Source organism: Companilactobacillus muriivasis (assembly GCF_036246245.1).
GTDB classification, from domain to species: domain Bacteria; phylum Bacillota; class Bacilli; order Lactobacillales; family Lactobacillaceae; genus Companilactobacillus; species Companilactobacillus muriivasis.
In genome coordinates this window covers 17455-39827 of the sequence record NZ_BTTQ01000011.1, presented here as the reverse complement: position 1 = coordinate 39827, position 22373 = coordinate 17455, and the positions used below count along the sequence as shown (strand labels likewise).

At 37.3% G+C, this 22373-nt stretch carries 17 protein-coding genes and 2 tRNA genes; 4 read left to right on the top strand and 15 right to left on the bottom strand.

The features are described 5' to 3' along the window. Window positions 1–813: 813 nt before the first annotated feature. The 6 genes from AAA923_RS11160 to AAA923_RS11135 form a co-directional block, all read right to left on the bottom strand. Window positions 814–1143: a nuclear transport factor 2 family protein gene (locus AAA923_RS11160; RefSeq protein ID WP_338217160.1), complete on the bottom strand. Its 330-nt coding sequence runs from the start codon at window positions 1141–1143 to the stop codon at window positions 814–816. A gap of 111 nt (window positions 1144–1254) precedes the next feature. Next, window positions 1255–1581 carry a hypothetical protein gene (locus AAA923_RS11155; protein ID WP_338217158.1) on the bottom strand — a complete coding sequence of 109 codons (327 nt, stop codon included), beginning with the start codon at window positions 1579–1581 and terminating at the stop codon, window positions 1255–1257. A 346-nt stretch (window positions 1582–1927) separates the two neighbouring features. Then, entirely contained in the window at window positions 1928–3280 is a 1353-nt protein-coding gene (locus tag AAA923_RS11150) for an FAD-dependent oxidoreductase (RefSeq protein ID WP_338217156.1), read from the bottom strand. A 1980-nt stretch (window positions 3281–5260) separates the two neighbouring features. Then, window positions 5261–6517 carry an NAD(P)H-dependent oxidoreductase gene (locus tag AAA923_RS11145; RefSeq protein ID WP_338217154.1) on the bottom strand — a complete coding sequence of 419 codons (1257 nt, stop codon included), beginning with the start codon at window positions 6515–6517 and terminating at the stop codon, window positions 5261–5263. A 10-nt stretch (window positions 6518–6527) separates the two neighbouring features. Next, window positions 6528–7136 carry an NADPH-dependent FMN reductase gene (locus AAA923_RS11140; protein WP_338217152.1) on the bottom strand — a complete coding sequence of 203 codons (609 nt, stop codon included), beginning with the start codon at window positions 7134–7136 and terminating at the stop codon, window positions 6528–6530. Window positions 7137–7364: 228 nt separating this feature from the next. After that, window positions 7365–8294, bottom strand: a complete 930-nt coding sequence (locus AAA923_RS11135) for an FAD:protein FMN transferase (RefSeq protein ID WP_338217150.1) — start codon at window positions 8292–8294, stop codon at window positions 7365–7367. 428 nt (window positions 8295–8722) lie between these two features. On the opposite strand from AAA923_RS11135, the gene AAA923_RS11130 reads away from it, so the two are divergent. After that, on the top strand, window positions 8723–10549 hold the full coding sequence (locus AAA923_RS11130) for an FAD-binding protein (protein WP_338217148.1): 1827 nt from the start codon (window positions 8723–8725) through the stop codon (window positions 10547–10549). 513 nt (window positions 10550–11062) lie between these two features. Here the strand turns inward: AAA923_RS11130 and AAA923_RS11125 are convergent. Together AAA923_RS11125 and AAA923_RS11120 are read right to left on the bottom strand one after the other, a co-directional pair. Beyond that, the gene (locus AAA923_RS11125; protein WP_338217147.1) at window positions 11063–11902 is read right to left on the bottom strand and encodes an alpha/beta fold hydrolase; all 840 of its coding nucleotides are present in this window, start codon (window positions 11900–11902) and stop codon (window positions 11063–11065) included. A 22-nt stretch (window positions 11903–11924) separates the two neighbouring features. Next, window positions 11925–12929 (bottom strand): NADP-dependent oxidoreductase, encoded by a 1005-nt coding sequence (locus AAA923_RS11120; protein WP_338217145.1) that lies wholly within the window; start codon window positions 12927–12929, stop codon window positions 11925–11927. Window positions 12930–13482: 553 nt separating this feature from the next. Between AAA923_RS11120 and AAA923_RS11115 the strand changes: the two genes are divergently transcribed. Next, entirely contained in the window at window positions 13483–14025 is a 543-nt protein-coding gene (locus AAA923_RS11115; RefSeq protein ID WP_338217143.1) for a TetR/AcrR family transcriptional regulator, read from the top strand. 18 nt (window positions 14026–14043) lie between these two features. Further along, window positions 14044–15036 (top strand): helix-turn-helix transcriptional regulator, encoded by a 993-nt coding sequence (locus tag AAA923_RS11110; protein WP_338217141.1) that lies wholly within the window; start codon window positions 14044–14046, stop codon window positions 15034–15036. Window positions 15037–15087: 51 nt separating this feature from the next. Here AAA923_RS11110 and AAA923_RS11105 read toward each other — a convergent pair whose 3' ends face one another. Then, complete coding sequence (locus AAA923_RS11105) at window positions 15088–17967, bottom strand: leucine-rich repeat protein (protein WP_338217140.1); 2880 nt, start codon at window positions 17965–17967, stop codon at window positions 15088–15090. 534 nt (window positions 17968–18501) lie between these two features. Here AAA923_RS11105 and AAA923_RS12345 point away from each other — a divergent pair. Beyond that, window positions 18502–18645 carry a DUF6290 family protein gene (locus AAA923_RS12345; protein ID WP_366150653.1) on the top strand — a complete coding sequence of 48 codons (144 nt, stop codon included), beginning with the start codon at window positions 18502–18504 and terminating at the stop codon, window positions 18643–18645. Window positions 18646–18880: 235 nt separating this feature from the next. On the opposite strand, the gene AAA923_RS11100 is transcribed toward AAA923_RS12345, so the two are convergent. The 6 genes from AAA923_RS11100 to serS all read right to left on the bottom strand — a co-directional run bounded on the left by AAA923_RS11100 (window position 18881) and on the right by serS (window position 22314). Continuing rightward, window positions 18881–19063 carry a hypothetical protein gene (locus AAA923_RS11100; RefSeq protein ID WP_338217138.1) on the bottom strand — a complete coding sequence of 61 codons (183 nt, stop codon included), beginning with the start codon at window positions 19061–19063 and terminating at the stop codon, window positions 18881–18883. A gap of 247 nt (window positions 19064–19310) precedes the next feature. Beyond that, window positions 19311–19688, bottom strand: coding sequence for a MerR family transcriptional regulator (locus tag AAA923_RS11095; protein WP_338217136.1), 378 nt, complete (start codon window positions 19686–19688; stop codon window positions 19311–19313). A 12-nt stretch (window positions 19689–19700) separates the two neighbouring features. Beyond that, window positions 19701–20444, bottom strand: a complete 744-nt coding sequence (locus tag AAA923_RS11090) for an SDR family oxidoreductase (protein ID WP_338217135.1) — start codon at window positions 20442–20444, stop codon at window positions 19701–19703. Between the two features lie 284 nt (window positions 20445–20728). After that, a tRNA-Thr gene (locus AAA923_RS11085) sits at window positions 20729–20801 on the bottom strand. 86 nt (window positions 20802–20887) lie between these two features. Then, window positions 20888–20960 (bottom strand) — tRNA-Asn (locus tag AAA923_RS11080). 64 nt (window positions 20961–21024) lie between these two features. Next, complete coding sequence (gene serS / locus AAA923_RS11075; RefSeq protein ID WP_338217133.1) at window positions 21025–22314, bottom strand: serine--tRNA ligase; 1290 nt, start codon at window positions 22312–22314, stop codon at window positions 21025–21027. Window positions 22315–22373 lie beyond the last annotated feature (59 nt).

Below are 22373 nucleotides of genomic sequence, written 5' to 3'. Positions count from 1 at the left end.
TATTCACCTGCTATGCGGACCGGCCCGAGCCACAGTGCGGTCTCGAACCTCGGTTTGAAGCTTTGCAAAAACCGCAAATCTCCAAACACGCCCGGTGGTGTAACGGCTAAAGCCGTAACGCCACTACCACAGCTGGTAAATATTCTCACCCCTTCCGACTAATTTATTTTTATTAACATAAATGAATTAAGCAAATATACTAAATAAAAATTAAATAGGACTATCAAATAACTAACATCAAGAAGTTAAAAACAGTACCCTATTCCTAACAATGAATTCGCCTCAAAAATTCCAACCTTCAGTCTTTTACTAACTACTCAAATCATATGGGATAATGCGGATAAATGCAAAAATGAGGTCGCAAAAAAGGCTTGCTTGCGCAAGCCTGTCATATCTTTTTTCATATGTTTACCTCTGATTATTTTTTAATTGATTTTGTTTTGAATGTGAGTGGTTTTGATTCTTGTATTTTTAATAGTAAACTAGTTCAAAAATTTCTTATCATTGTGATCTTTAATCATTTTAGTGCATGCAGCTGCTAAAACAGATACACCCGTTAGAACGAGAATTGGATGTTTTTTCATATATTTCACCTCGTTTTTTAATAGCCATATTTGACTATGTATACATAATAACCAGAGATTATGAAATTGCGAGGAGGAAAGTTTGAATTAAGTATGACCTTTCCGTCTCCAGGGATAAGAATATATACCTGCTATGCGGACCGGCCCGAGCCACAGTGCGGTATATATTCTCATCCCTTCCGACTCTTTTTTTACTAACTATTTTACTGACTATATCGGTATCTCTTATTTAATCAGGTAAAATCTGAACACTTTGTAATTTATCATCCACTACTATCATTTTGAACGGACTCGTTCCATTGAACCCATTTCCGCTCACTTCTAAGTTAACTGTCCAACTATCATCAGAATTTTGTTTTGCATCGACAAGTTCGAAGTGAGATTTCTTACCGATATTATCAGTCTGATTCCATTTTGAAATTTCAGCGGGACCGTGATACTCAGTGCCCCAATCATTCAGTACAGCATCGTTAGTAAAAAGCTTAACGAATCCCGTCGAATCAGCGTTATTAGTAGTGTTAATAAAGTTTGTGATTGCTACTGGTAAATTAGTGTCCATAATAACCTCCGGAAAATATAATTTAATATTGTCTTTAGTTAAACACTTGCTAAAAATGGATTCAACAAAAAACATTAGAATCAAATTTGTGACTCCAATGTTTTTTCGAAACTATTTATACTTATTCATATTAGTAATAAAATCACTCAACAAAGCTGGATCAATATCTTTATCAGCCTGCAGTCTCTTAACTAGCCACTTTCCAAGTTGATAATAACTGCCCCGTTCCAACTCAAACTTTTGATCATAAACATAGCGAACCGCATTCTCATACTTATGATGTTGCAACAAATTATCCAAATCCTGATAAACTTTTCCCTCAGAATCGTCTTGTTGATAAATGACTTCAGTTTTCTGAGAACCGTGATCATCAATCACAACATCAAAATCCTCAGACGTTTTATTCTGATGCATAATAAGATTACTATCGTTATCCATAAATCTATCCTCATTTTTCAAAATTTTAGAAAAATAGCTATTACAAATAATTTGGTCAATCAAATACATTAGTCTCCGGTTGCGAGGGATGGAGTACGCTGTGGAGGTGGCGTTATGGCTTTAGCCATTACACCACAGGGCGACTTTTGAGATTCGCGTACTTTGCGAAGCTCAAAATCGAGGTTCGAGACCGCCCTCCGGCTCGGACCGGTCCTCATAGCGTAACTCCATCCCTCGCAACCAGAGACGGCCTATTTAATTACTCAAACTATAGGACCAATACACAAAAAAAGCAGTCAAAAATGGCTGCTTTTTCATTTTATTTTATTTTATTCAGTGAGTAATTCTATTCTGCCACTTTAGAATCAGCTTTCTTTACAGCAGCACCGGCTAGAGCACTAACGTAGTTAACTGGTTTATCAAAGTTTGGTTGGAATAAGAAGTCAACCATTGATAATTCATCTATCGTAACTTTCTTTTGGATAGCTAATGACAATAAGTTAGCTGATTGTGATACATCATACATACTCGTCAAAGCTCCACCTAGAACAACTCTTGTTTCTGGGTCCCAAACGAGGTTCATCAAAACGGGTGTTGTTGATAGCATAAATTCAGGACGGTAGTTATCTTCAAGTGAAACAGTTTCAACATTCTTGCCCAACACTTCAGCGTGTTCTTTCGTCAAACCACTAGCAGCATATGTTCTACCAAATAATTCAACGGCCGAACTTGCTTGTGTACCCATATATGCGGCAGTATCTTTTTCAATATTCTTACCTACTAAGATACCTTGGCGAACTGAGTTTGTTGCCAATGGAATATATTGGTTATCATTAGTTGGATTGTAGTGAACTGATGCGGCATCACCGGCTGAGAATACATCTTCTTTACTTGTGTGCATATATTTATCCACAAGCAATGCACCGTTTGGCAAAGTATCAAATTCATCGGCAAACATCTTTGTGTTAGGACGGAATCCAACGCACATTACGGCAATATCAGCTTCGTAACTGTTCTTGTCAGTTTTAACGATTACACCATTGCCAGTATCTTCAAATGATTCAACTTTCTCACCCATACCAAGTGTTACACCATTGTCGATGTAATCTTTTTCAGCAACAGCTGACATGTTAGGATCGAAGTTCTTTGCTAAAACATGTGGTAAAGCATCAATCAAAGTTGTTTCTTTACCCAAAGTAGCATAACCTTCAGCCAATTCAGCACCAATATAACCAGCACCAATAACGATGGCACTCTTAATATCAGCAGCCTTTTCTTTCAATTCATTAGCGTTTGTCCAGTTCTTGCAAAGCATTACGTGATTTGAATCAATACCTGGAATTGGAGGAACTACTGGAGCTGAACCAGTTGTAATTACTAATTTGTCGTATGGTTGTTCGAAAGTTTCGCCATTAACTAGATTTTTAACGGCTAACTTCTTATTATCGAAATCAATATTTGTAACATCGTGTTGCATGTGCATGTGAGCACCCAATTCTGTCAAAGCTTCAGGGCTTGCGTAAAACATCTTGTTAGGATCTGAAACACGGTCACTAACCCATAAAGCAATCCCACATGATAGGAATGAAAGGTTATCATTGCGTTCAAATACAGAAACTTCCCAATCGGGATGTTCCTTGAGAATGTTCATAGCTGAGAATGTTCCGGCGTGTGTACAACCTACAATACTTACTTTCATAATAAAAACCACCCTTTTTTAGTAATCTTATAGTTAATATTCTACCATAATTAAAGCGCTTACATGATATTTAAAAAAATATATCAGTAATATAAATGTTGCGAATATTACCTACAATTTTGCTTATTTAATCCTCATTTTACCCCAAAGTGTGTATTATCTCGCATAATGAAGAAAAATATAGGATAACATTATAATAAAACAAATTACTAAATTAGTTCTATTAATTATAAATAAATATTTTTTCCAAAAATGAATTTAATTGTTTAAACACATGTGGTATATTGTAAACGTGAAAGAGGTACAGATATGATCAAAATGCATTCCTTCCTTTTTAACTCTTAATAAGGTTGCGATACACATCCTCATATCGTTAACCTAAAGCTTACTCGCCATTTAGGTGAGAATTGCCCCCCTCAATCAATTCCCACTTAGATACGTTATCCCATTACAAAAAATTTACTTTGAATGCTTTCGTTAATTTAATTAACAAATCCCTCTCTATTTGACAAATATGGAAACCTCACAAGCATTCATATCTTTACCCCTGACACTACTGGTAATGTCGCTACACATTCTTGTAGCAAAGACAAGTTCATCCCCCCAAGATGAGCTTGTTTTTTTTTGCTTTTTTTCCGTGCCGCCGGAGGATGACAGTAATATTAGTCCGCTATGGGGACCGGTCCGAGCCAAAGTACGGTCTCGGACCTCGATTTTGAACTTCGCACAGTTCGCGAATTTCAAAACTCGCCCCGTGGTGTAAAGGCTAAAGCCTTAACGCCACCTCCACAGCGGACTATATTACTGTCATCCTCCGGCTAGTTTATTTTTGAACTCGGGGATATTCTGGAAGCTTTTGATCTCTTAATATTCGAGAATCCCAGATCGGTTCCAAAATCATTTTTTCTAAAATTCCAATTATATATATTTGTTCGACTCAATTTTGGTTTATGTTCGACAAATTTGCAGACATTTAATATCCTTAATAAGGTTGAAGTCGCTTAATTTGATTTTCCAAATCAAAGAATTACTTTTCATTCAAGATGAATCAAATATAGATACATTTAATTAATAACGATTAATTAGTCGGAAGAGCTGGGAAATATTTGTGTGCCGTGGTAGTGGTATAAGGACGGGAGTGTTTGGAGACTTACCGGTCTTTGGTAAGGCTTCAAACCGAGGTTCGAGACCGCACTCCGGCTCGAGCCGGTCCGCACAGCTCGTGAATATTTCCCAGCTCTGGAGACGGCCCCCTTCAAAACGCCCGTCCAAAAATAATACGTCAGATTTATAAAAAATAATTTTTCTATTATGAAATTACATGTTTAAACATATATGCTATATTAGTAACTGTGAAAGGGGTAAAGATATGATCAAACAAACATTCCTTCTTTTTATTCTTAATGAAGGTTGCGATACATCCTCATATCGTTACCAATAAAGCTTACTCGCATTCTGAAGTAGAATTGCCCCCTCAATCAATCCTACTTCCCACCCTCAAATGCGTATCCCTTAAATAATAATTTACTTTGAATGCTTTCATTAATTAGCGAATCCCTCTCTCTATTTGATAAATATGGAAACCTCACAAGCGTTCATATCTTACCCCTGACACTACTGGTAATGCCGTTACATATATGGTATAAAACAAGCCTGCCCTCCTCAGACAGACTTGTTTTTTTGTTCGCATAAATATAACCTTCTCCAGTTGTCAGCAATATATTTCAAAATATTTAATCCACTGCAACAACTCCAACCAACTAGTCAAAAGAGCTGAGAGTATTCACCCGCTGTGGGTGTGGCGTTATGACTTTAGCCATTAGTGTTTGGAGCCTTACCGGTCTTTGGTAAGGCTTCAAACCGAGGTTCGAGACCGCACTTCGGCTCGGACCGGTCCGCATAGCAGGTGAAATACTCTCAGCTCTTTTGACGGCACACAAAAAACGTTGATTTCATTTTCATGATTTCAACGCTTTTTTATTAGTGCTTTGATGCACTTGATGTTGCATCTACTTTAACTTCAGGTTTAGCAACTTCTGGTTCGGCTTTATCTGATGCACCAGTTGTAGCGTCAACTTCGGGCTTTTCTGAAGCACCCGTTGTTGCATCTACCTTGGCATCAGGATCTTTAACTAGTTTTTGACCAGTTTCTTGGAGATATTGGTCAACGATTGGTTTAACATCAACAGCCCATTCGTTAACACCTTTGTAATTACCCTCTTCATCATGCATTGCTTTGTAGTAATGCATAACATGAGTACTGTCATCGCCACCAGGTACAGGCATTGAAACTAAGTCAGTCTTGCCTGTTCTTAACGTGTTGATAACTTGCTTAACATGCTTTAAGACACGAGAAATCTTTGGGTGAACTTTATCCAAAGCATCCCCAACTTGAGCAGGTGTACGTTTGGCTAACATCTTTTCAGTTGGTACAGCATTATTGTAGTAAATAAATTGATTATTTTCGTCAACATAAGTCAATTCGACTGGAGATGTCTTGAGGAAATAATTCAATTGGTTAACTGTCAATAATCCGCTATCCAATTTGACGTATGTGTTGCCTTCAACAGCATTAACTTTCTTAGCAGCTTGATCCAGCCAGTCGTCAGCGTTCATATCAACGCCCTTAACAGTTGTATCAGTACCGTTCTTAGCACTCAAATCTTCTTCTTCATAATCAGTTGTTTGACCAATCATATTGATAACTTTGGCAAAACGAATGAAGTTTTGAAGAGTTGATTGTAGAAAATCAACGGTTCTTTGATCCTTGAGATCACCTTTTTCGTCAAAAGCATTCTTAACATCACCCAATAAGAATTCGTTACCAGGCAAGACGATAGCATTGACACCGGGTGCTTCAAGAATTTGTCTCAAGTGTAATTGAGCACGTGATGAACCTTGTGTGTGGTATGAAGCTCCAACAATCATAACAGGCTTGCCATCAAAAGGATGAACTTCATATGAAAGCCATTCGATTACATTCTTCAAAGCGGCAGGTACAGTGTGGTTGTGTTCTGGTGTAGCGATAATTACACCGTCAGCACCTTCGATTTTTTTACATAAATTTTGAATTGCATCACTATTAGTTTGATCGTCATCTTGGCTAAACATTGGTACATCGTTAATATCCAATACATCAATATCAACTAGACCCTCAAAATGCTTGGCGATAAATTTTAGTAATGTTCGGTTGTATGATTGATCAGCAATTGATCCTGCAATACCAACTAGTTTCATGTTTTTCCCCCTAATCTTTATCCCATGAAAATTGCTCAGCCTTTTGCTTGTTAACAGCATTGGCGTTGTTCAATTGTTTCGCAATTTCAACAAATTGTAAGAAGTCTTTAAAGAGACCATCTAATTGTTTAACTTCATTAGCATCTTTTAATTCTTCATTTTCGTCAAAAGCTTGTAGTGAATGACCTAACAAAAATTCTGAACTTGGCATGATGCGAGCTTTCAACTCTGGTGAATCTAAGATTTGTCTCAATTGTGATTGAGCACGTGATGAACCAAGTGAGCCATATGAAGCTCCTGTAATCATTACAGGCTTGTCAACGAATGGATGTATTCCATATGACAACCAAGCTAATGCACTTGTTAAAGCAGCAGTGATTGAGTGGTCATATTCAGGTGTAGCGATAATAACTCCGTCAGCTGCTTCAATTTTGGTAGCAATGTCTCTAGCTGCTTGAGGTACAAATTTGTCAGCACTCTTCTTAAAAATTGGTAAACCTTTAATTTCAACTAATTCAATTTCGGCTTGATTCTGAAAATGTTTTTGCATGTATTGCAACAATTCGCGGTTGGTTGATTTGTTGGAGTTGGATCCAACAATAGCAATAAATTTATTCATATCATTAATCATCCCATTTATTTACGTTTAGTGTTATTTAAATATGCCGTCTCCAGAGCTGGGAAATATTTCCCAGCTCTTCCGACTAATTAATCGTTATTAATCAAATCTGAAATCATCTTATCGTTAACAACAAAATATTTGTAACGAGGCATACAACAACACGGTACGCATTTATTTATATTTTTGTGTCTTGGTCATTGTAAATTCTTTCACGAAATAAATCAATTACATCAAAGTGAATTTTCCCTGTAGGCCACTAGTTTCCACAGCTTGTAAGTCTTTGGTAATGAAAACTGCTTCGATACCTGGTTGTGCTTCAATCAATGCTTTCCCCTGCTCAATTCCTTGATAGAAACCAATTGTTGACCAAATTTCGCCATCAATCGATTTATCACTAATTATCGTGACACTGGCAAGGTTATTCTTGATTGGATAACCTGTTTTTGAGTCGAACATATGGTGATATTCATGACCATCAATAATTAATTTACGCTCATAAATACCTGATGTACCGATTGATTTAGCATCAGTCTTAACAACACCGAGCGAGACGTCTCTAGGCTTGATTGGATTTTGAACCCCAACCGTCCACAACTCATCGGTATGTTGACTTGGACCTACTAATAAGACGTTGCCACCTAAGTCAATAATGCCCGTTTTGACACCACGTTCCAACCATAATTGCTTAATTTGATCAGCAATGTACCCTTTGGCAATTCCGCCGAGATCAATTTCCATACCTTTATCAAGTAAGAAAACAGTCTGCTTTTCATCGTCCAATTGAATTCGTTCTGGATCGATAATCTTCAAGCGTTCCTTAATATCAGCATCGCTTGGTCGGTTGGCACCTTTGAAACCAATTTTCCAAAGTTTCACCAATGGTCCAATGGCAACGTTAAAACCAAGGTGCTTGCGACTTACCAATACAGCACGTCTAATCAGACCATAAGTATCCTCAGGTACTGCTACAGCCTTGATTCCGGCATTATGGTTGATCGACATGACTTCTGATTTTTCACGGTTAACAGTTAGCTTATCTTCAAAACGTTGAATCAATTCGTAACCGGCATCCAAATCTTTTTCATCAGCAGGTGCAGCCACAGATAAATTTATCACCGTTCCTAAAGCGTAATAGTTCTTATTGATTAGGCTCATCAGGGTTTCCTCAATTCATTTTAAAAATATTTTAAATATTTCATAATCAAAAATTACTTGAATATAAATACATTTGAGCACTATTACATTCAAGTATTACCAATTATCTAGTCGGAAGAGCTGGGAAGTATTCACCAGCAGTGGAAGTGGCGTTATTGCTTTAGCAATTACACCACCGGGCGAGTTTGGAGACTCGCGGGTTGTGCGAGGCTTCAAACCGAGGGACGAGACCGTACTTTGGCTCGGCCCGGTCCGCACAGCAGGCGAAATACTTCCCAGCTCTGTAGACGGAAGCAAAAATTATTTTATATTCGTGAACACTACTCATAATAGCCTTTTATGTCGATTTCGACAAAAGGAACTTGTTCACAAGTTTTATAATTAGAGTTATATTTATCCTATCATTAAGAGGAAATGGAGTGAATAAAATGTTTGATAATTCTAATTTAAAATGGGACGCAACATATGATGTCGTCGTTCTAGGTTTCGGTGGTGCTGGTGCTTCTGCTGCCAGATTTGCGGCTGATAATGGTGCCAAAGTTTTAATCACAGATTCAGCTCCCGAAGGTCATGAAGGTGGTAATACTCGTTACGCCGGACAAGTTATTTCAACTGGTGCTGACCTTGACGATTTACGTAAATATTACCAAGACTTGGCTTTTCCTTTGTCATACGATAAAGATTTAATGGAAACTTATGTCCAAGGTTTATATCGTATTCCTGATTATTTGGAAAATTATCTTGGTGTAAAGCCATTTATCATGAGAGATCATCCCGAATCACCTGTTTCAAAAGCCTTACACTTTATGGCTCATGAATACCCAGAATTCCGCGGACAAGCTACTCACGATTTAGTTGCTATGCATGAAGGCGTTGCTGATTCTGCACTCTGGAAGAACTTGCGTCAACAAGTCTTAGACCGCGCTGATAAGATCGATATTTTGTACAGCACACCAGCTGAACACTTGATTCAAGACCCTAATACCAGAGCCGTTGTTGGTGTTCAAATTAAACGTGATGGCAAAGACTTAAATGTCAGAGCCAAAAACGGTGTCGTTATGGCAACTGGTGGTTTTGAAAACAATCCTAAGATGGTTGAAACTTACCTTGGCGAAACAAGCTTGAACCCAATCGGTTCACTTTATAACAAAGGTATCGGTGTCAAAATGGCCAGTGAAGTCGGTGCAAAGCTTTACAACATGGATAACTACGAAGCCTATGGTATTTTCCATGGTTTGACCCCAAAGCCTGCTAAGGGTCAACGTTCACAATTCTTGCCATTCGACTGGCCTGCTTTCCACCAAGGTAGCTTAATCGTTGTCGGCGATGACGGTACACGTTACTTTGACGAAAACGAAATTCACAGACATGGTCACATCAAGGATCACGGTAACTGGAGAATTCCATTAGCTCCACGTCACCCATACGTTGTCTTTGACCAAAAGAAGTATGACGAATTGACTGGCGACAAGAATGCTCCATATCCAGAATTCATGGATTCAGTTGTTAAAGCTGATAATCTTGAAAGCCTCGCTGAAGTTATGAACGTTGATGTTAAGAAATTAACTGACACAATCAAAGATTTCAACCACTTTGCTGATATCAAACGTGATTACGCATACAACCGTGACCCCGAAACTTTGACAGCCTTTAGCGATGGTCCATACTATGCACTTGCCATGGTTCAAGGACTATTGAATACTCAAGGTGGTCCCGTTCACAATTCTAAGGCTGAAGTTGTTGACAACGATGATGTCGTTATCCCTCAACTTTATGCCATTGGTGAACTAGGAAGCTTGATGGGTCGTCAATATAACGGTGGTAGTAATTTAGCTGAAAACTTGATTTTTGGTAAGATTGCTGGTGAAAACGCTGCTGAAACTAAGGATGAAATCAAAGTTGACGAGCCAAAAGTTGATGCTGAATCATCTGCCAGTGTTCACGAATCAGGCTTAGGCTCTGACGTTGTTGAAGAACATTACGAAACAAAAGACAATCAATATATCGGTAAATCAACTGCTGGTATGGGTAACGAAATCGTTGTCCGTGTCACAGCTGACAGTAAAGACGATATTCAAAACATCGAAGTTTTGAAACAAAGTGAATCTGACGACTACGGTCTCAAGGCTGTTAAAGAATTGCCTAAGGAAATCGTTGAAAAGAATTCAGTTGATGTTGATGCCGTTTCTGGTGCTTCAGCTTCAAGTAAAGCTATTAAAGAAGCCGTTGCTAACGCATTAGCTCAAGTTAAATAATTATTTGCCGTCTCCAGGACAGAGAAATATTCACCTGCTATGCGGACCGGTCCGAGCCACAAAGCGGTCTCGAACCTCGGTTTGAAGCCTTACCCAAGTTCGGTAAGGCTCCAAACACGCCCGGTGGTGTAAGAGCTGAAGCTCTTACACCACACACAGCGGGTAAATATTCTCTGCCCTTCCGACTAATTTTATGAATTAAGTTATCTTTTCAAGAATATATGCAAAAATGAGATGTATCACACCTAAATTAGGTGTAATACATCTCATTTTTTGATTTTAAAGATTTAATAATCAATATTTTAATTTAACATCAGAAGACAAATACTCTAGCCATCGAGTAGCAGTAATATAGTCTGCCGTGAAGGTGGCGTTATGGCTTTAGCCATTACACCACAGGACGACTTTTGAGACACGGTCTTCGGCTCAAAAGCGAGGTTCGAGACCGCACTTCGGCTCGGACCGGTCCTCACAGCAGAACTATATTACTGCTGCTCGATGGCGGCCCAACTTTTAATAAAACTCGTTAGCACTCTTCACGAATGAAACATTATTTTGAGCAATACTTCCGTGTCCGGCATCTTTGTAAATAATCAATTCACTATTTACTAATCTTTCATGCAAATCATACGTATTAGGCTTTGTTGGAACCATAATATCATCATCACCATTGACCACTAAAACTGGTTGATCAATCTTTGATAAATCAGCTGGTCTGTCTTCTCCCCAAAGCTTAATTGCATGCAATTGTCTACGGTATGAAGGCCAACTAATTGTCTTATCACGGTCATCTTTACGAATTTTTAGACGTTCGATAAATGCACTGGCACTACTCTTACCGTTGGCTGTTCTAGTAAAGAACATGTAAGTTTTAACATCCTTGAACGTTACGATTGCCTTTAATAGTTCCCTGTCAGACAGCTTGATTATATTGGAAATTCCTTCACCACCACGAGGACCTGTTCCGGCTAAAATTGCTTTTTCCACGAGTTCTGGCTTTAATTCCATTAGTTCTTGTCCAACCATGCCACCCATTGAGAAGCCTAGAATATCAACCTTTTTCAAACCTAGTGTTTCGATGAAATTGGCAGTATCCTTGGCCATCCCTTGAATAGTATCTGGAACGCTACCAGTTGATCCGCCGACACCTTCATAATCGAAAGTAATAATCCAGTGAGTTTTTGCTAAACCATCGATTATAACTGGATCCCAATTGTCCAAATTAGCGGATAAATGATTCAACGCAACAATTGGAACGCCAGTTTTTTCGCCCAATTCACGATAAGCATATTCCACACCGTTAGTAGCTAAAATTCTTTTATTTTCTGCTTTAATATAATGCATTTCTGCCATTTGTCATTTTCTCCAATAATCTCTAAAATTTAATAACAACTTTTCCCTTGGGATGTCCAGTTGCAACATAGTTCAAGGCTTCATTAATATCTGATAATTTAAATTCAGTTGGATCAACCGCCGGTTTGATATTATTAGTTTCAACAATTTTAGTAATCTTTTTCAATTGTTCGCCATCACTTCTAACAAAGATAAAACGGTAGTCTGCATCTGATTTTTTAGCTTGTTTATCAATTGAACTACCAGCGATTGAGAATAACATCGTCTTTATGAATGATAAGTTACGATCCTTGGCAAATTGGCGATTAGGTCCCATTCTCAATGAAAGTACTCTTCCCTGTGGCTTCAAAATTTGTAATTCATGAGCAAATTCTTCTTTACTGCCAATCGTATCAATAACGTAATCAATATTCTTTAAATGTTCCCAATAATTATCTTTTCGATAATCGAAATATTGGTCAACGCCCATATCTAAAGTCGCTTGTTCAGCACGAGCATTACCACTGACCATGACTTTCAATCCGAGTTGTTTTGCAATCGGAATGGCCATTTGTCCGAATGAACCAGAACCACCAGGAATCATGACACTTTGGCCTGATTGTGCTTGTAATTCTTCAGTCAAACCTTGGTAAGCTGTCAATCCTGTCAAAGGAACAGCGGCACTGTGGACAAAATCTAAATTCTTAGGCTTCAAGGCCAAAGCTCGATAATCGATTGCTGCGTATTCTGCGAATGCACCGATTTTTGTTAGTGGCAATCGGGAATATACTTCATCACCGACATTAAAGTTATCCACATTTTTACCAACAGACTCAACAACGCCCGATAATTCATTACCCATCGTTAAAGGCTTGTCGTAATCTTGAATAAATTTGACACTACCGGTACCGATCAACATTTCCAAAGGATTGACCGCGGCTACTTTAACCTTAACTAAAACCTCATTTTCATTAGGTGTTGGTGTAGGAATATTCTTAACGACCAACTTGAAATTCTTATCGTATTTCATTAATTGAGCTGCTTGCATTTAAAAGTCTCCTCTTAATCCCATTAAGTAACTTTATTTGTATTTTATAACTGTAGCTATCTTAGCTTCTTTGGTTACAAAAGTCAAATAAAGTTACTTGTGACTTTTTTGTGTTAGAATAAATTCATAATCAAAGGTTAATTGTTACAAACAATTAGAATCGTATTCTTAATAAAAATACATATTAAATACGCATAAGAATAGTTGATGATTTATTGTAATATTCGCATCAATTATATTTCAGTATCTAAAGTAAGCTGAATATAAAGGTATTTGAATATTTTAATATTCAATTAATAACGATTAATTAGTCGGAAGAGCTGGAAAATATTTGTGTGCCGTGGAAGTGGTATAAGGACTGGAGATTTCCCGTCCTTATACCACCGGGCGTGTTTGGAGACTTGACGAACTGTGTCAAGGCTTCAAACCGAGGTTCGAGACCGCTCTTTGGCTAGGACCGTTCCGCACAGCTAGTGAATATTTTCCAGCTCTGTAGACGGGATATTTAACTAACCTCAAGATTATAAAATTTTAAAAGGAGTCTTTCTTGACTATGGCTCAAAAAACTCGAGATAAAATTCTCACGACTGCTGAAAAGCTAATCATGCAGACGGGCAATACTGATGTAACTTTGGACCAAATTGCTTCTGAACTGGGACTTTCCCATGCAGCTTTATATAAACATTTCCGCAATAAACAGGCACTCTGGGAAGCTGTTGCTTCGACTTGGTTTTACCGTGAAATTATTCAACAAATTAGTATTTCAACTGATAAATCTTCTAAGGAACAACTCCACGATTGGCTTTGGGATTTCGTTAACGCCAAAAAGAATACTTTCAATAATAATCCGCGAATGTTCGCTTTGAACACTGAATATATCGACAATAACCCTGTGGCTCTGCATAATGTACTTATCAGCGCCTATCAACAGATTAATTCAATTATGGATTATTCAGATGATAATTTTGAAAAATCAGAAATAATTCTGGCTGCTTTTTCAATTTTCACATTACCTAATTTTAAAGGAACTTGGAACGATCCAAATTACGACAAGCGCTTTGAAATGTTATGGGACTTGATTAAAGAGGGTCTCTAAACGAAAGGATGAACCAAAATGGATAGTAATACTCGAATTGCGAATACATTTGCCAGGATGCTCCGTGGTGAAAGAATCGACATGCAGAAAAATATGGTGCTATACAATTGTGGGGACCGTTCCATTCAACGTGATATGGAAATAATTCACCATATCATTAAACCCTCTGAATACTTTGACTTTCATCACAATACAAAAGATGATATTTATTATCTAACCCAAAATGACTTTTTAAATTTCGAAGAAGTACTCACAATTATGAAAGTTTTAATTGGTAGTCGAGCTTTTGGAAAAGAAGAATTAAATGAAATATCCAATAGTCTTTCTGCGCTTGTTTCTGATAATCACAAAAAAGAAATTAAAGATATGATGACAGCACTAAAAACTGGTGGCTACCTTCCCGTTAATCAAGATAATGACCTTGTGGATCGTGTTAAAAAATTTCACGATATTATCAGTAAAAAGAAGGCAATTACTTTCACCTATCGCGACAGCAATCCTGCCGGTCATTCTAATAAAATCAGAGTTGGTTTACCGTTGAGCTTATATTTTTCCGGCAATTATTTTTACGTTATTATGTACCGGTTAAATTCTGACAAGATAAAAAACATCGATGACGGTATAACCTACGTGTATCGGCTGGATAGATTCTTAGACGTTACAGTTAAACGGAAAACATTTGAGGTACCTCGGGGTAAATATGAAGATGAGGAATCAATTCGTAATAAATCCTATCGTTTAAATAGTGGCAGCGCCATCTCTTACGAATTTAACTATCGTGGTTACTACCCTGCAGCTTTGGATCAGCTGCCTAACTCTAAAGTCAAACGAACTGAATCTGGTAAAATCTTTAAAAATCCTGACGGCAGTGTTGTTGTTTATGGAAACATGTTTTTCAACGGTGCTAAGATGTGGGTCTTGGGTCAAGGTAATCTAGTTACGGTGAAATCTCCACAGAGTTTGATTGCGGCAGTTAAAAAAGAACTTCAAGAAACTTTGGATGGTTATTAATTTTTTCAATACAAAAGGACGGTCAAATTGACCGCCCTTTTTGTGTACTATTTATTCCTCTTTACGTTTAAAACCAAACCAACCAATAATTCCTAACATTGTCGTACCTAACCATGCTAGATTATTAGTTTTATCACTTGTTTGAGGCAATTTTGAACCAGTTGAAATTGTTGATGCATTAACTTTATTAATTGCATTGCTTTGGTTCAGAAGTGCCCGTGATACTGGGTTATCTGTATTCAATGATTGATTATAATTATATTTTTTATCAGATTGTGTATAACTCCCGCTTTTAGGAGCAGCCTTTATTAGATTCTGACCAATATTGATAACTCCTGAGTTATTGGAACCGAAGTCGCTATTCGAAGATGAATTATCCTTAGAATTACCAGAATTGTCAGAGCTCCCCGAGTTATCTGGATTGCCTGAAGGTTCACTTGGTGTAGATGGTTCTGTTGGTGTTGTCGGATCAACAGGTTTAACTGGATTTGTAGGCTCAGTTGGCTCAGTTTTACTACCATCATCTGAGCCAGTACCTGGATTACTTGGTTCAACTGGAGTTGATGGATTGCCTGGTTTGTCCGGTGTTTCTGGATTATCTGGTTTATCAGGCTTAATGGGCTTTGTCGGTTCGCCAGAATCCGGCTTATCAGTGTCTCCGCTAGTACTTGGAGCTTTTTTAGTATACGTTACCTGATCGGTAGTCGCGATTGTATCGTCATTTACTATTGCATCAACTTGAGTTGGTTCAAATGAATCATATCCGTCGACTTCAGGGACATCAACTTTTACATGTGTGCCGACTTGACCAGTAACGCCTTTTACAACGGGATTAGTGGCCAAATTACTTGGAATCGTGACATCAGCTGTGACCATTTCCTTGGTGAGATGAAGTTCAAGTCTATTAATTCCATACCAGCCAGTATCTTGACCGCCAGAATTCATAGTAACTTCAATCGTTACGTTTTCTCCCTGATATTTTTCTGGAAGAGTTAATGCATCGTAATATTCATTATAGGTTAGTTGAGTCCCATCAAGCGAAAAATTTAATCCTGCTAAATCTTTGTCCACCAAATTTAGCTTTTTCTCGATTGCTGTTTTGATCCCCAATGCCTGTGTATAAGTCGCATATGAATCTACTTGTAAACCGCCTTGATCAGCGAACGCCCCATCACCAATCGTACTGATATTTTTACTATTATTAATAATTTGTAAATCATTGCCTTTAAAAGCATCATTACCTAAATTATCAAGATGGCCATTGAAATCTACTCTAGTTAAACTATTACCTTCAAATGCCCTTTCACCAACATTAGTCACACTCGCTGGAACAACTAATGTATTGGCCAATTTATTGTCCTGAAATGAAGATGTACCAATCGTTATGGCCTTAGAATTTATTACTAAACCAGTAAGTTTATTATTAGAAAACGAATTGTCACCAATATAATTTATATTATCTGGCAACGTCAAAGTACCCTGCAAATCATTATTTTCAAAAACTGCAGTATTCAATCTAGTTAGCGAATTGCTTAACTTTACACTAGTAAGTTTATTATTAGCAAACGCTTGGTCACCCATTTGTGATATCTGGTCTGGTAACGTCAATTCACCAGTAATTTCGTTATTTTCAAAAACTCCAGTATTTAGCACTGTTATCTTATTATTCAATTTCAGACCAGTAATTTTATTGTTGGCAAAAGCATGATCACCCATTTGTACTATCTGATCAGGCAATGTCAGTTGATCAGTAATTTCGTTATTCTCGAAAACCCCAGTATTAAGTACCGTCAACTTATCATTAAAGTTAACTCCTGTGATTTTGTTATTAGTAAACGCATGGTCTCCTAATCCTGTTAGATTCTCAGGTAATGTTATGACTCCACCAATTTGATTATTTTCAAAAACTGAAGTATTAATATTTTTAAGACTTTTACCCAAAGTTAATTCAGTTATTTGATTATTTTCAAAAGCTTCATTGGCAATATCAGTTGTTTTATCAGGAATAACTAATTTATCAATATCATTATCTTTAAAAGCAGAATCATTAATTTGAGCAACCTGATTCAAATCAACATCCGTCAACCTGTTATCCTCAAACGCATTATCACCAATCGACCAAATACCATTGGGAAAACTAACTGAAGTCAACTTGTTCCCTTTAAAAGCACCCTGTGAAATCCACTGCAAATTATTACCCAGAGTAACCGAAGTCAAGCCGTCCACGATCGACAAGTTATCATTGCTACTGCCGTCATTATTAAAAGCATTATCACCAATTGCGATAACTGGTTGCCCATTGTAAGTATCCGGAATCGTAATATCCGTTGAATACTTGGGAGCAACTCCACCATTAGCAGCCTTTTGAGCCGCACCGGTATATCCAGTTACAGTGTAATAACCATTAGCATCTTTGCTAAAGCTGAAATCAGATGTTTCGTCAGTATCCTCTTGGACTTTGTTATCCGCTACATCAATTGATTTATCAGTATCATCAGTCTTCGTGACATCCAAAGTTGAATTCTCTTCTTGAGAGCCCTTATCCATTGCGGCATCAGAATCATCTCCAGATTCTTCATCCCCAGTATCAGACTCTGAAACACTTTTATCTTGGGTATCTGAATTACCACCAACAGTATTTCCAGCTTGAGTATCAGATGTACTTTCATCCTCAGTCTTTGACTCAACAGAATCACCAGTTTGTTTACCAACGCTAGAAGAATCATCGGAATCGCCTGAAGTACTATCACTTTCAGAATCATCCTCGACAACTTCTTTATCTGGATCATCTGCAACAACGACTGCTTTATTACCTGAACCGGATGTTGGATCCGCTTTAACATTGGTTTCCGCCATCATACCAGCACTCAAACCGACTAACGTGGCGCTGGCTACCAATAAATTGCGCTCAATTTTACGTGTATTTATCAATTAAAAAATACCAATCACCCGTATATTCACAGATGTCCTTTCGTTAATATAAATTAATTTATACAAGACGATATTAATCTTAACATAATTACTTAAAATCACTTTATAAAAAGGTATCTTTATAAATATGACTAAATTGTGTTAATCTGTGCCAATCATTCATAAAGAAAACTATTTTTATTTAAACTTATGACAAATTCTACTTTGATGATCCACGTCATACGAAAAATCATCAAATATATTTTACCTACTGGACTAAGTATAAAGCTACTTCAACTTCTAGTTAAACCCTTTGAGGACAAGAAAAAAGAGAAACGCTACGCGTTTCTCCTGGGAGTTTGTATCATATTTCATTATCTAAAATGTATCTATAACCATTAGCAAGTACATTATAACAGCATTGCCAAACTATTTCATGTATTCGAACTGTATTTCCTAAAAATCAACTAAATTTAGATAATCTATTATTTGATAAATGCAACAATAAATTATAAATCGCACTGATGCTTATATTTTGACGATATTAGGCCTATTTTGGATCAAAGTTTTGCGAATAAAAAACTGGAAGATGAATACGATCGGCAAACTGCTGACTTAGCCCACAAACGTTGGATTAAAGACGACAAGAAGACCGTTTCCATGGAGGACATAATGGAAGAGTTTGCCAATCTTTCGTAAGTTATAAACTTTGATTCAAGCACGATTGATAACCATCAGGCCCAATCAATGATTCACTGGCTATGTCATAATATCGATGGTATTGATGAACTTAAAACGAACTTAAAACAATTAGCTATCCACTTGTGGGTGGCTTTTTTGTTCGAATTTTAGAGTTAGTGATTGTTCAATTATCATTTCAAAAAATAAAAAGACCTAATCCTACAAATAATAGAATTAGGTAAATTTCAAATAATTAAATTTTTGAGAGTCTTTTTACTACAGATGAAATTTTCGGATTATTTAGAATTTCGTTTGTATTCTTTTTAATCTCATCTTTATCATTAAATAATTTCTTTGCAAAATCTTTTTTCGATGTAGATTTAATCAAGTCATTTTTAGATAGTGGCTGTTTTAAATTATATGCAGGCATTTTCATAATAAAGACCTCTTTCGTATTAGTGTAATGAATAATCGAATCAAAGTATAATTTGTTGTGCGCATAAAAAAGCCCCCTCCCTCAATCGAGAGCCATTTCTGGAAAAACATCGAATGAGAGAGGAGAAATTTAAATGACTAATGCTAGTTGAGTGTTATTGCAGTAACACTCGGAGTGAAATTCTATCAATTAATAGTAACTTCGAAATAATACTATCATGTTGCCTTATCTTTTGAAACACAAAAGCTTACTTCAATAACTTTCCATGATAACCTTCAACGTGAGTCTCATAGTGTTCAGACTTATCTTTAATAAGATCATAAGTATGCTGAATTTCATGGAGACGTTTAGCAATCGTATCCAATTGTTCACGCAACAAGTCTTTTCTCGCCTCGAGCGTAGCATCACCCTGTTTGAATAACGTGATATATTCGATTAAATATTCAATACTTACTCCAGCATCACGCATACACTTGGCAAAATTAATCCATTCAAGATCTTCTTCATCATAGTCTCGATAGCCTGCTTCATTGCGGCTTACTGGAGGAATGGCACCCTCACGTTCCCAATAACGTAATGTATCAGCTGGAATATTAAATTTAGCAGAAACTTCTTTTATTCTCATAATGACCACATTTTACCATGGTTGGTCGGTTGGACCTACTGTAAACTCACTAACATTTGTATCGGCCGGTTGGTCAATCGCAAAAGCAATCACATTGGCTACACGCTCAGGACTAATTTCATATTCATCATAAAGAGCTTGAGCACCCTTCAAAGTTTTCTTGTCAGTCGTAGTAGATAACAATTCAGTCTTAATAGCTGCCGGATAAATTGTTGCTGTACGGATATGACTGTTTTCTTGAGCAGATTCCATTCTCAAAACTTCCATTAAATCACGGACAGCCCACTTAGTAGCACCATAAACTGCACCACCTGGATAGGCTTTGAGACCAGCAACTGACGATGTTGTTATAACATGACCAGATTTTTGTGCTTTGAATGTTGGCAAAACTGCTGCGATTCCATTGAGGACACCTTTGATATTAACGTCAACCATGCTATTCCACTCATCGGTCTTCAATTCAGATAATGGTGAGTTAGGCATCAATCCAGCATTCAAAAAGATAACATCCAGCTTACCAAAAGTATCCTTAGCAAATTGAACAATTTTTTTATTAGCTTCTGCATCAGTCACATCGATTGTTTGATAAACGGCAGTTCCACCGTCTGATTCAATTTCTTTAACCAATTGTTGAAGCTTGTCCTCACGACGAGCACCTAAAACTAATTTTGCACCTTTACTTGCCAATAGTTTAGCTGTTGCGGCTCCAATACCAGATGAAGCACCTGTAATTAAAACAACTTTATCTTTAATCATATTTAAAACATCCCTTCGAAATTCGATAACCAAATACTAAACCTTTGAGTCGACTTCAAGGCAAGAGATATTTTTAAATAATTTTTTTATTCACGGATACCTTGTTGGGCATGGATTACGAGAATTATTTTGCACGGTTATTATTCCAACATCAAAATACGTGTGCCGTGCAAAATTTGTGCAAAGTAACTTCAAATTTCTCTATTTTTCTTCAAAACAAAAAGAGCTAAAAGCCTCTGTATCAGCTTTTAGCTCTTCTTTGATTTTCTTTAAACCACTCAATATGCCGTGTGCAGGAGTCGAACCTGTGACCGCCGGTTTACGATACCGATGCTCTACCAACTGAGCTAACACGGCTTAATAAAAAAATTACACCTAATTCCTATGAACTAGAAACTAGATGTAATTTATTTGACACCTAGGTAAATCCTAAGTATTTTCAACTCCGGTTGTCAGACTCGAACTGACGACAACCTGATTAACAGTCAGGTGCTCTACCAACTGAGCTAAACCGGAATAATTTAACAGCTCTTTAACAGAACTATTAAATTTTATCAATTTATAGACTTGAGGTCAATAACTATTTGGCATTTTCTTTAGTAATTTTTGTTACGCCACCCATGTATGGAACCAATACATCAGGAATAGTTACAGAACCGTCTTCGTTTTGATAATTTTCAAGGATTGCGGCAACAGTACGACCAGCAGCAAGACCTGAACCATTCAATGTGTGAGCCAACTTAGTCTTACCATTTTCGTCACGATATCTAATGTGAGCACGACGAGCTTGGAAATCAAGACAGTTAGAACAACTTGAAACTTCACGATACTTGTCTTGGGCAGGCATCCAAACTTCAAGGTCATAAGTCTTAGCTGAACTGAAACTGGCATCCCCACTTGAAAGCACGATAACGTGATATGGAAGTCCCAATTGTTTCAAAATGTTTTCTGCATTAGCAGTTAATTTTTCTAGTTCATTGTATGATTCTTCAGGTTTTGAAACTTTAACCATTTCAACCTTATTAAATTGGTGCATTCTGATCAAACCACGAGTATCACGACCAGCTGAACCTGCTTCAGAACGGAAGCATGGTGTCAAAGCTGTAACATACTTAGGCAAATCTTTTTCATCCAAAATCTTGTCAGCAAAGTAGTTTGTCAAAGGAACTTCGGCTGTAGGAATCAATGTCAAAGGATTTTCGTCAACTGTAACGGTATAAACATCTTCAGTAAACTTAGGGAATTGACTTGTACCAAACATGGCGTTGTTGTTAACCAAGTATGGAGGGATTACTTCTGTGTAACCTTCCTTTTGGTGTTGATCCAACATGAAGTTATAAACAGCACGTTCTAGACGAGCACCCATTCCGATATAGTAAACGAAACGTGAACCAGCAACTTTAGTAGCTTGTTCAAAGTCCAAGATACCTAGTTCTTCACCGATATCCCAGTGATGACGAGGCTTGAAACCTTCTGTAGGAATAGCGCCGACTTTTCTGATTTCAACATTTGTGCTGTCGTCAGGGCCAACAGGAACTGAATCATCAGGAATGTTAGGTAGACGAACTAAGATATAGTTCATTTTGCCTTCTGCTTCTTCAAGTTCAGCATCGATTTTCTTGATATCAGCACCGACTTGTTTCATAGCAGCAATTTCGTCACTAGCGTCTTCTTTATTACGTTTCTTAGTAGCGATACCTTGAGAAACATCGTTACGCTTCTTCTTTAAAGTTTCAGTTTGAACAAGTAAATCACGACGTTTTTCATCGTATGAAAGTAATTCATCGATTTCGTCAGCTGTTACGCCACGTGATGATAGTTTGTTCTTGATAAAATCAGGATCTTTTCTGATTAGTTTGATGTCTAACATGTGTTTTTTCTCTCCCTTGTTGTTTTTTGTTAATGCGTTACTTATGATTCTATAAGCTT

Bases quoted from the DNA above. Each gene is read 5' to 3' on its own strand.
- AAA923_RS11140 (WP_338217152.1), bottom strand. From the start codon at position 7,136: ATGAATAAATTTATTGCTATTGTTGGATCCAACTCCAACAAATCAACC.
- AAA923_RS11090 (WP_338217135.1), bottom strand. From the start codon at position 20,444: ATGATTAAAGATAAAGTTGTTTTAATTACAGGTGCTTCATCTGGTATT.
- AAA923_RS11115 (WP_338217143.1), top strand. From the start codon at position 13,483: ATGGCTCAAAAAACTCGAGATAAAATTCTCACGACTGCTGAAAAGCTA.
- AAA923_RS11125 (WP_338217147.1), bottom strand. From the start codon at position 11,902: ATGGCAGAAATGCATTATATTAAAGCAGAAAATAAAAGAATTTTAGCT.
- AAA923_RS11095 (WP_338217136.1), bottom strand. From the start codon at position 19,688: ATGAGAATAAAAGAAGTTTCTGCTAAATTTAATATTCCAGCTGATACA.
- AAA923_RS11130 (WP_338217148.1), top strand. From the start codon at position 8,723: ATGTTTGATAATTCTAATTTAAAATGGGACGCAACATATGATGTCGTC.
- AAA923_RS11120 (WP_338217145.1), bottom strand. From the start codon at position 12,929: ATGCAAGCAGCTCAATTAATGAAATACGATAAGAATTTCAAGTTGGTC.
- AAA923_RS11155 (WP_338217158.1), bottom strand. From the start codon at position 1,581: ATGGATAACGATAGTAATCTTATTATGCATCAGAATAAAACGTCTGAG.
- serS (WP_338217133.1), bottom strand. From the start codon at position 22,314: ATGTTAGACATCAAACTAATCAGAAAAGATCCTGATTTTATCAAGAAC.
- AAA923_RS11100 (WP_338217138.1), bottom strand. From the start codon at position 19,063: ATGAAAATGCCTGCATATAATTTAAAACAGCCACTATCTAAAAATGAC.
- AAA923_RS11160 (WP_338217160.1), bottom strand. From the start codon at position 1,143: ATGGACACTAATTTACCAGTAGCAATCACAAACTTTATTAACACTACT.
- AAA923_RS11135 (WP_338217150.1), bottom strand. From the start codon at position 8,294: ATGAGCCTAATCAATAAGAACTATTACGCTTTAGGAACGGTGATAAAT.
- AAA923_RS11145 (WP_338217154.1), bottom strand. From the start codon at position 6,517: ATGAAACTAGTTGGTATTGCAGGATCAATTGCTGATCAATCATACAAC.
- AAA923_RS11150 (WP_338217156.1), bottom strand. From the start codon at position 3,280: ATGAAAGTAAGTATTGTAGGTTGTACACACGCCGGAACATTCTCAGCT.
- AAA923_RS11110 (WP_338217141.1), top strand. From the start codon at position 14,044: ATGGATAGTAATACTCGAATTGCGAATACATTTGCCAGGATGCTCCGT.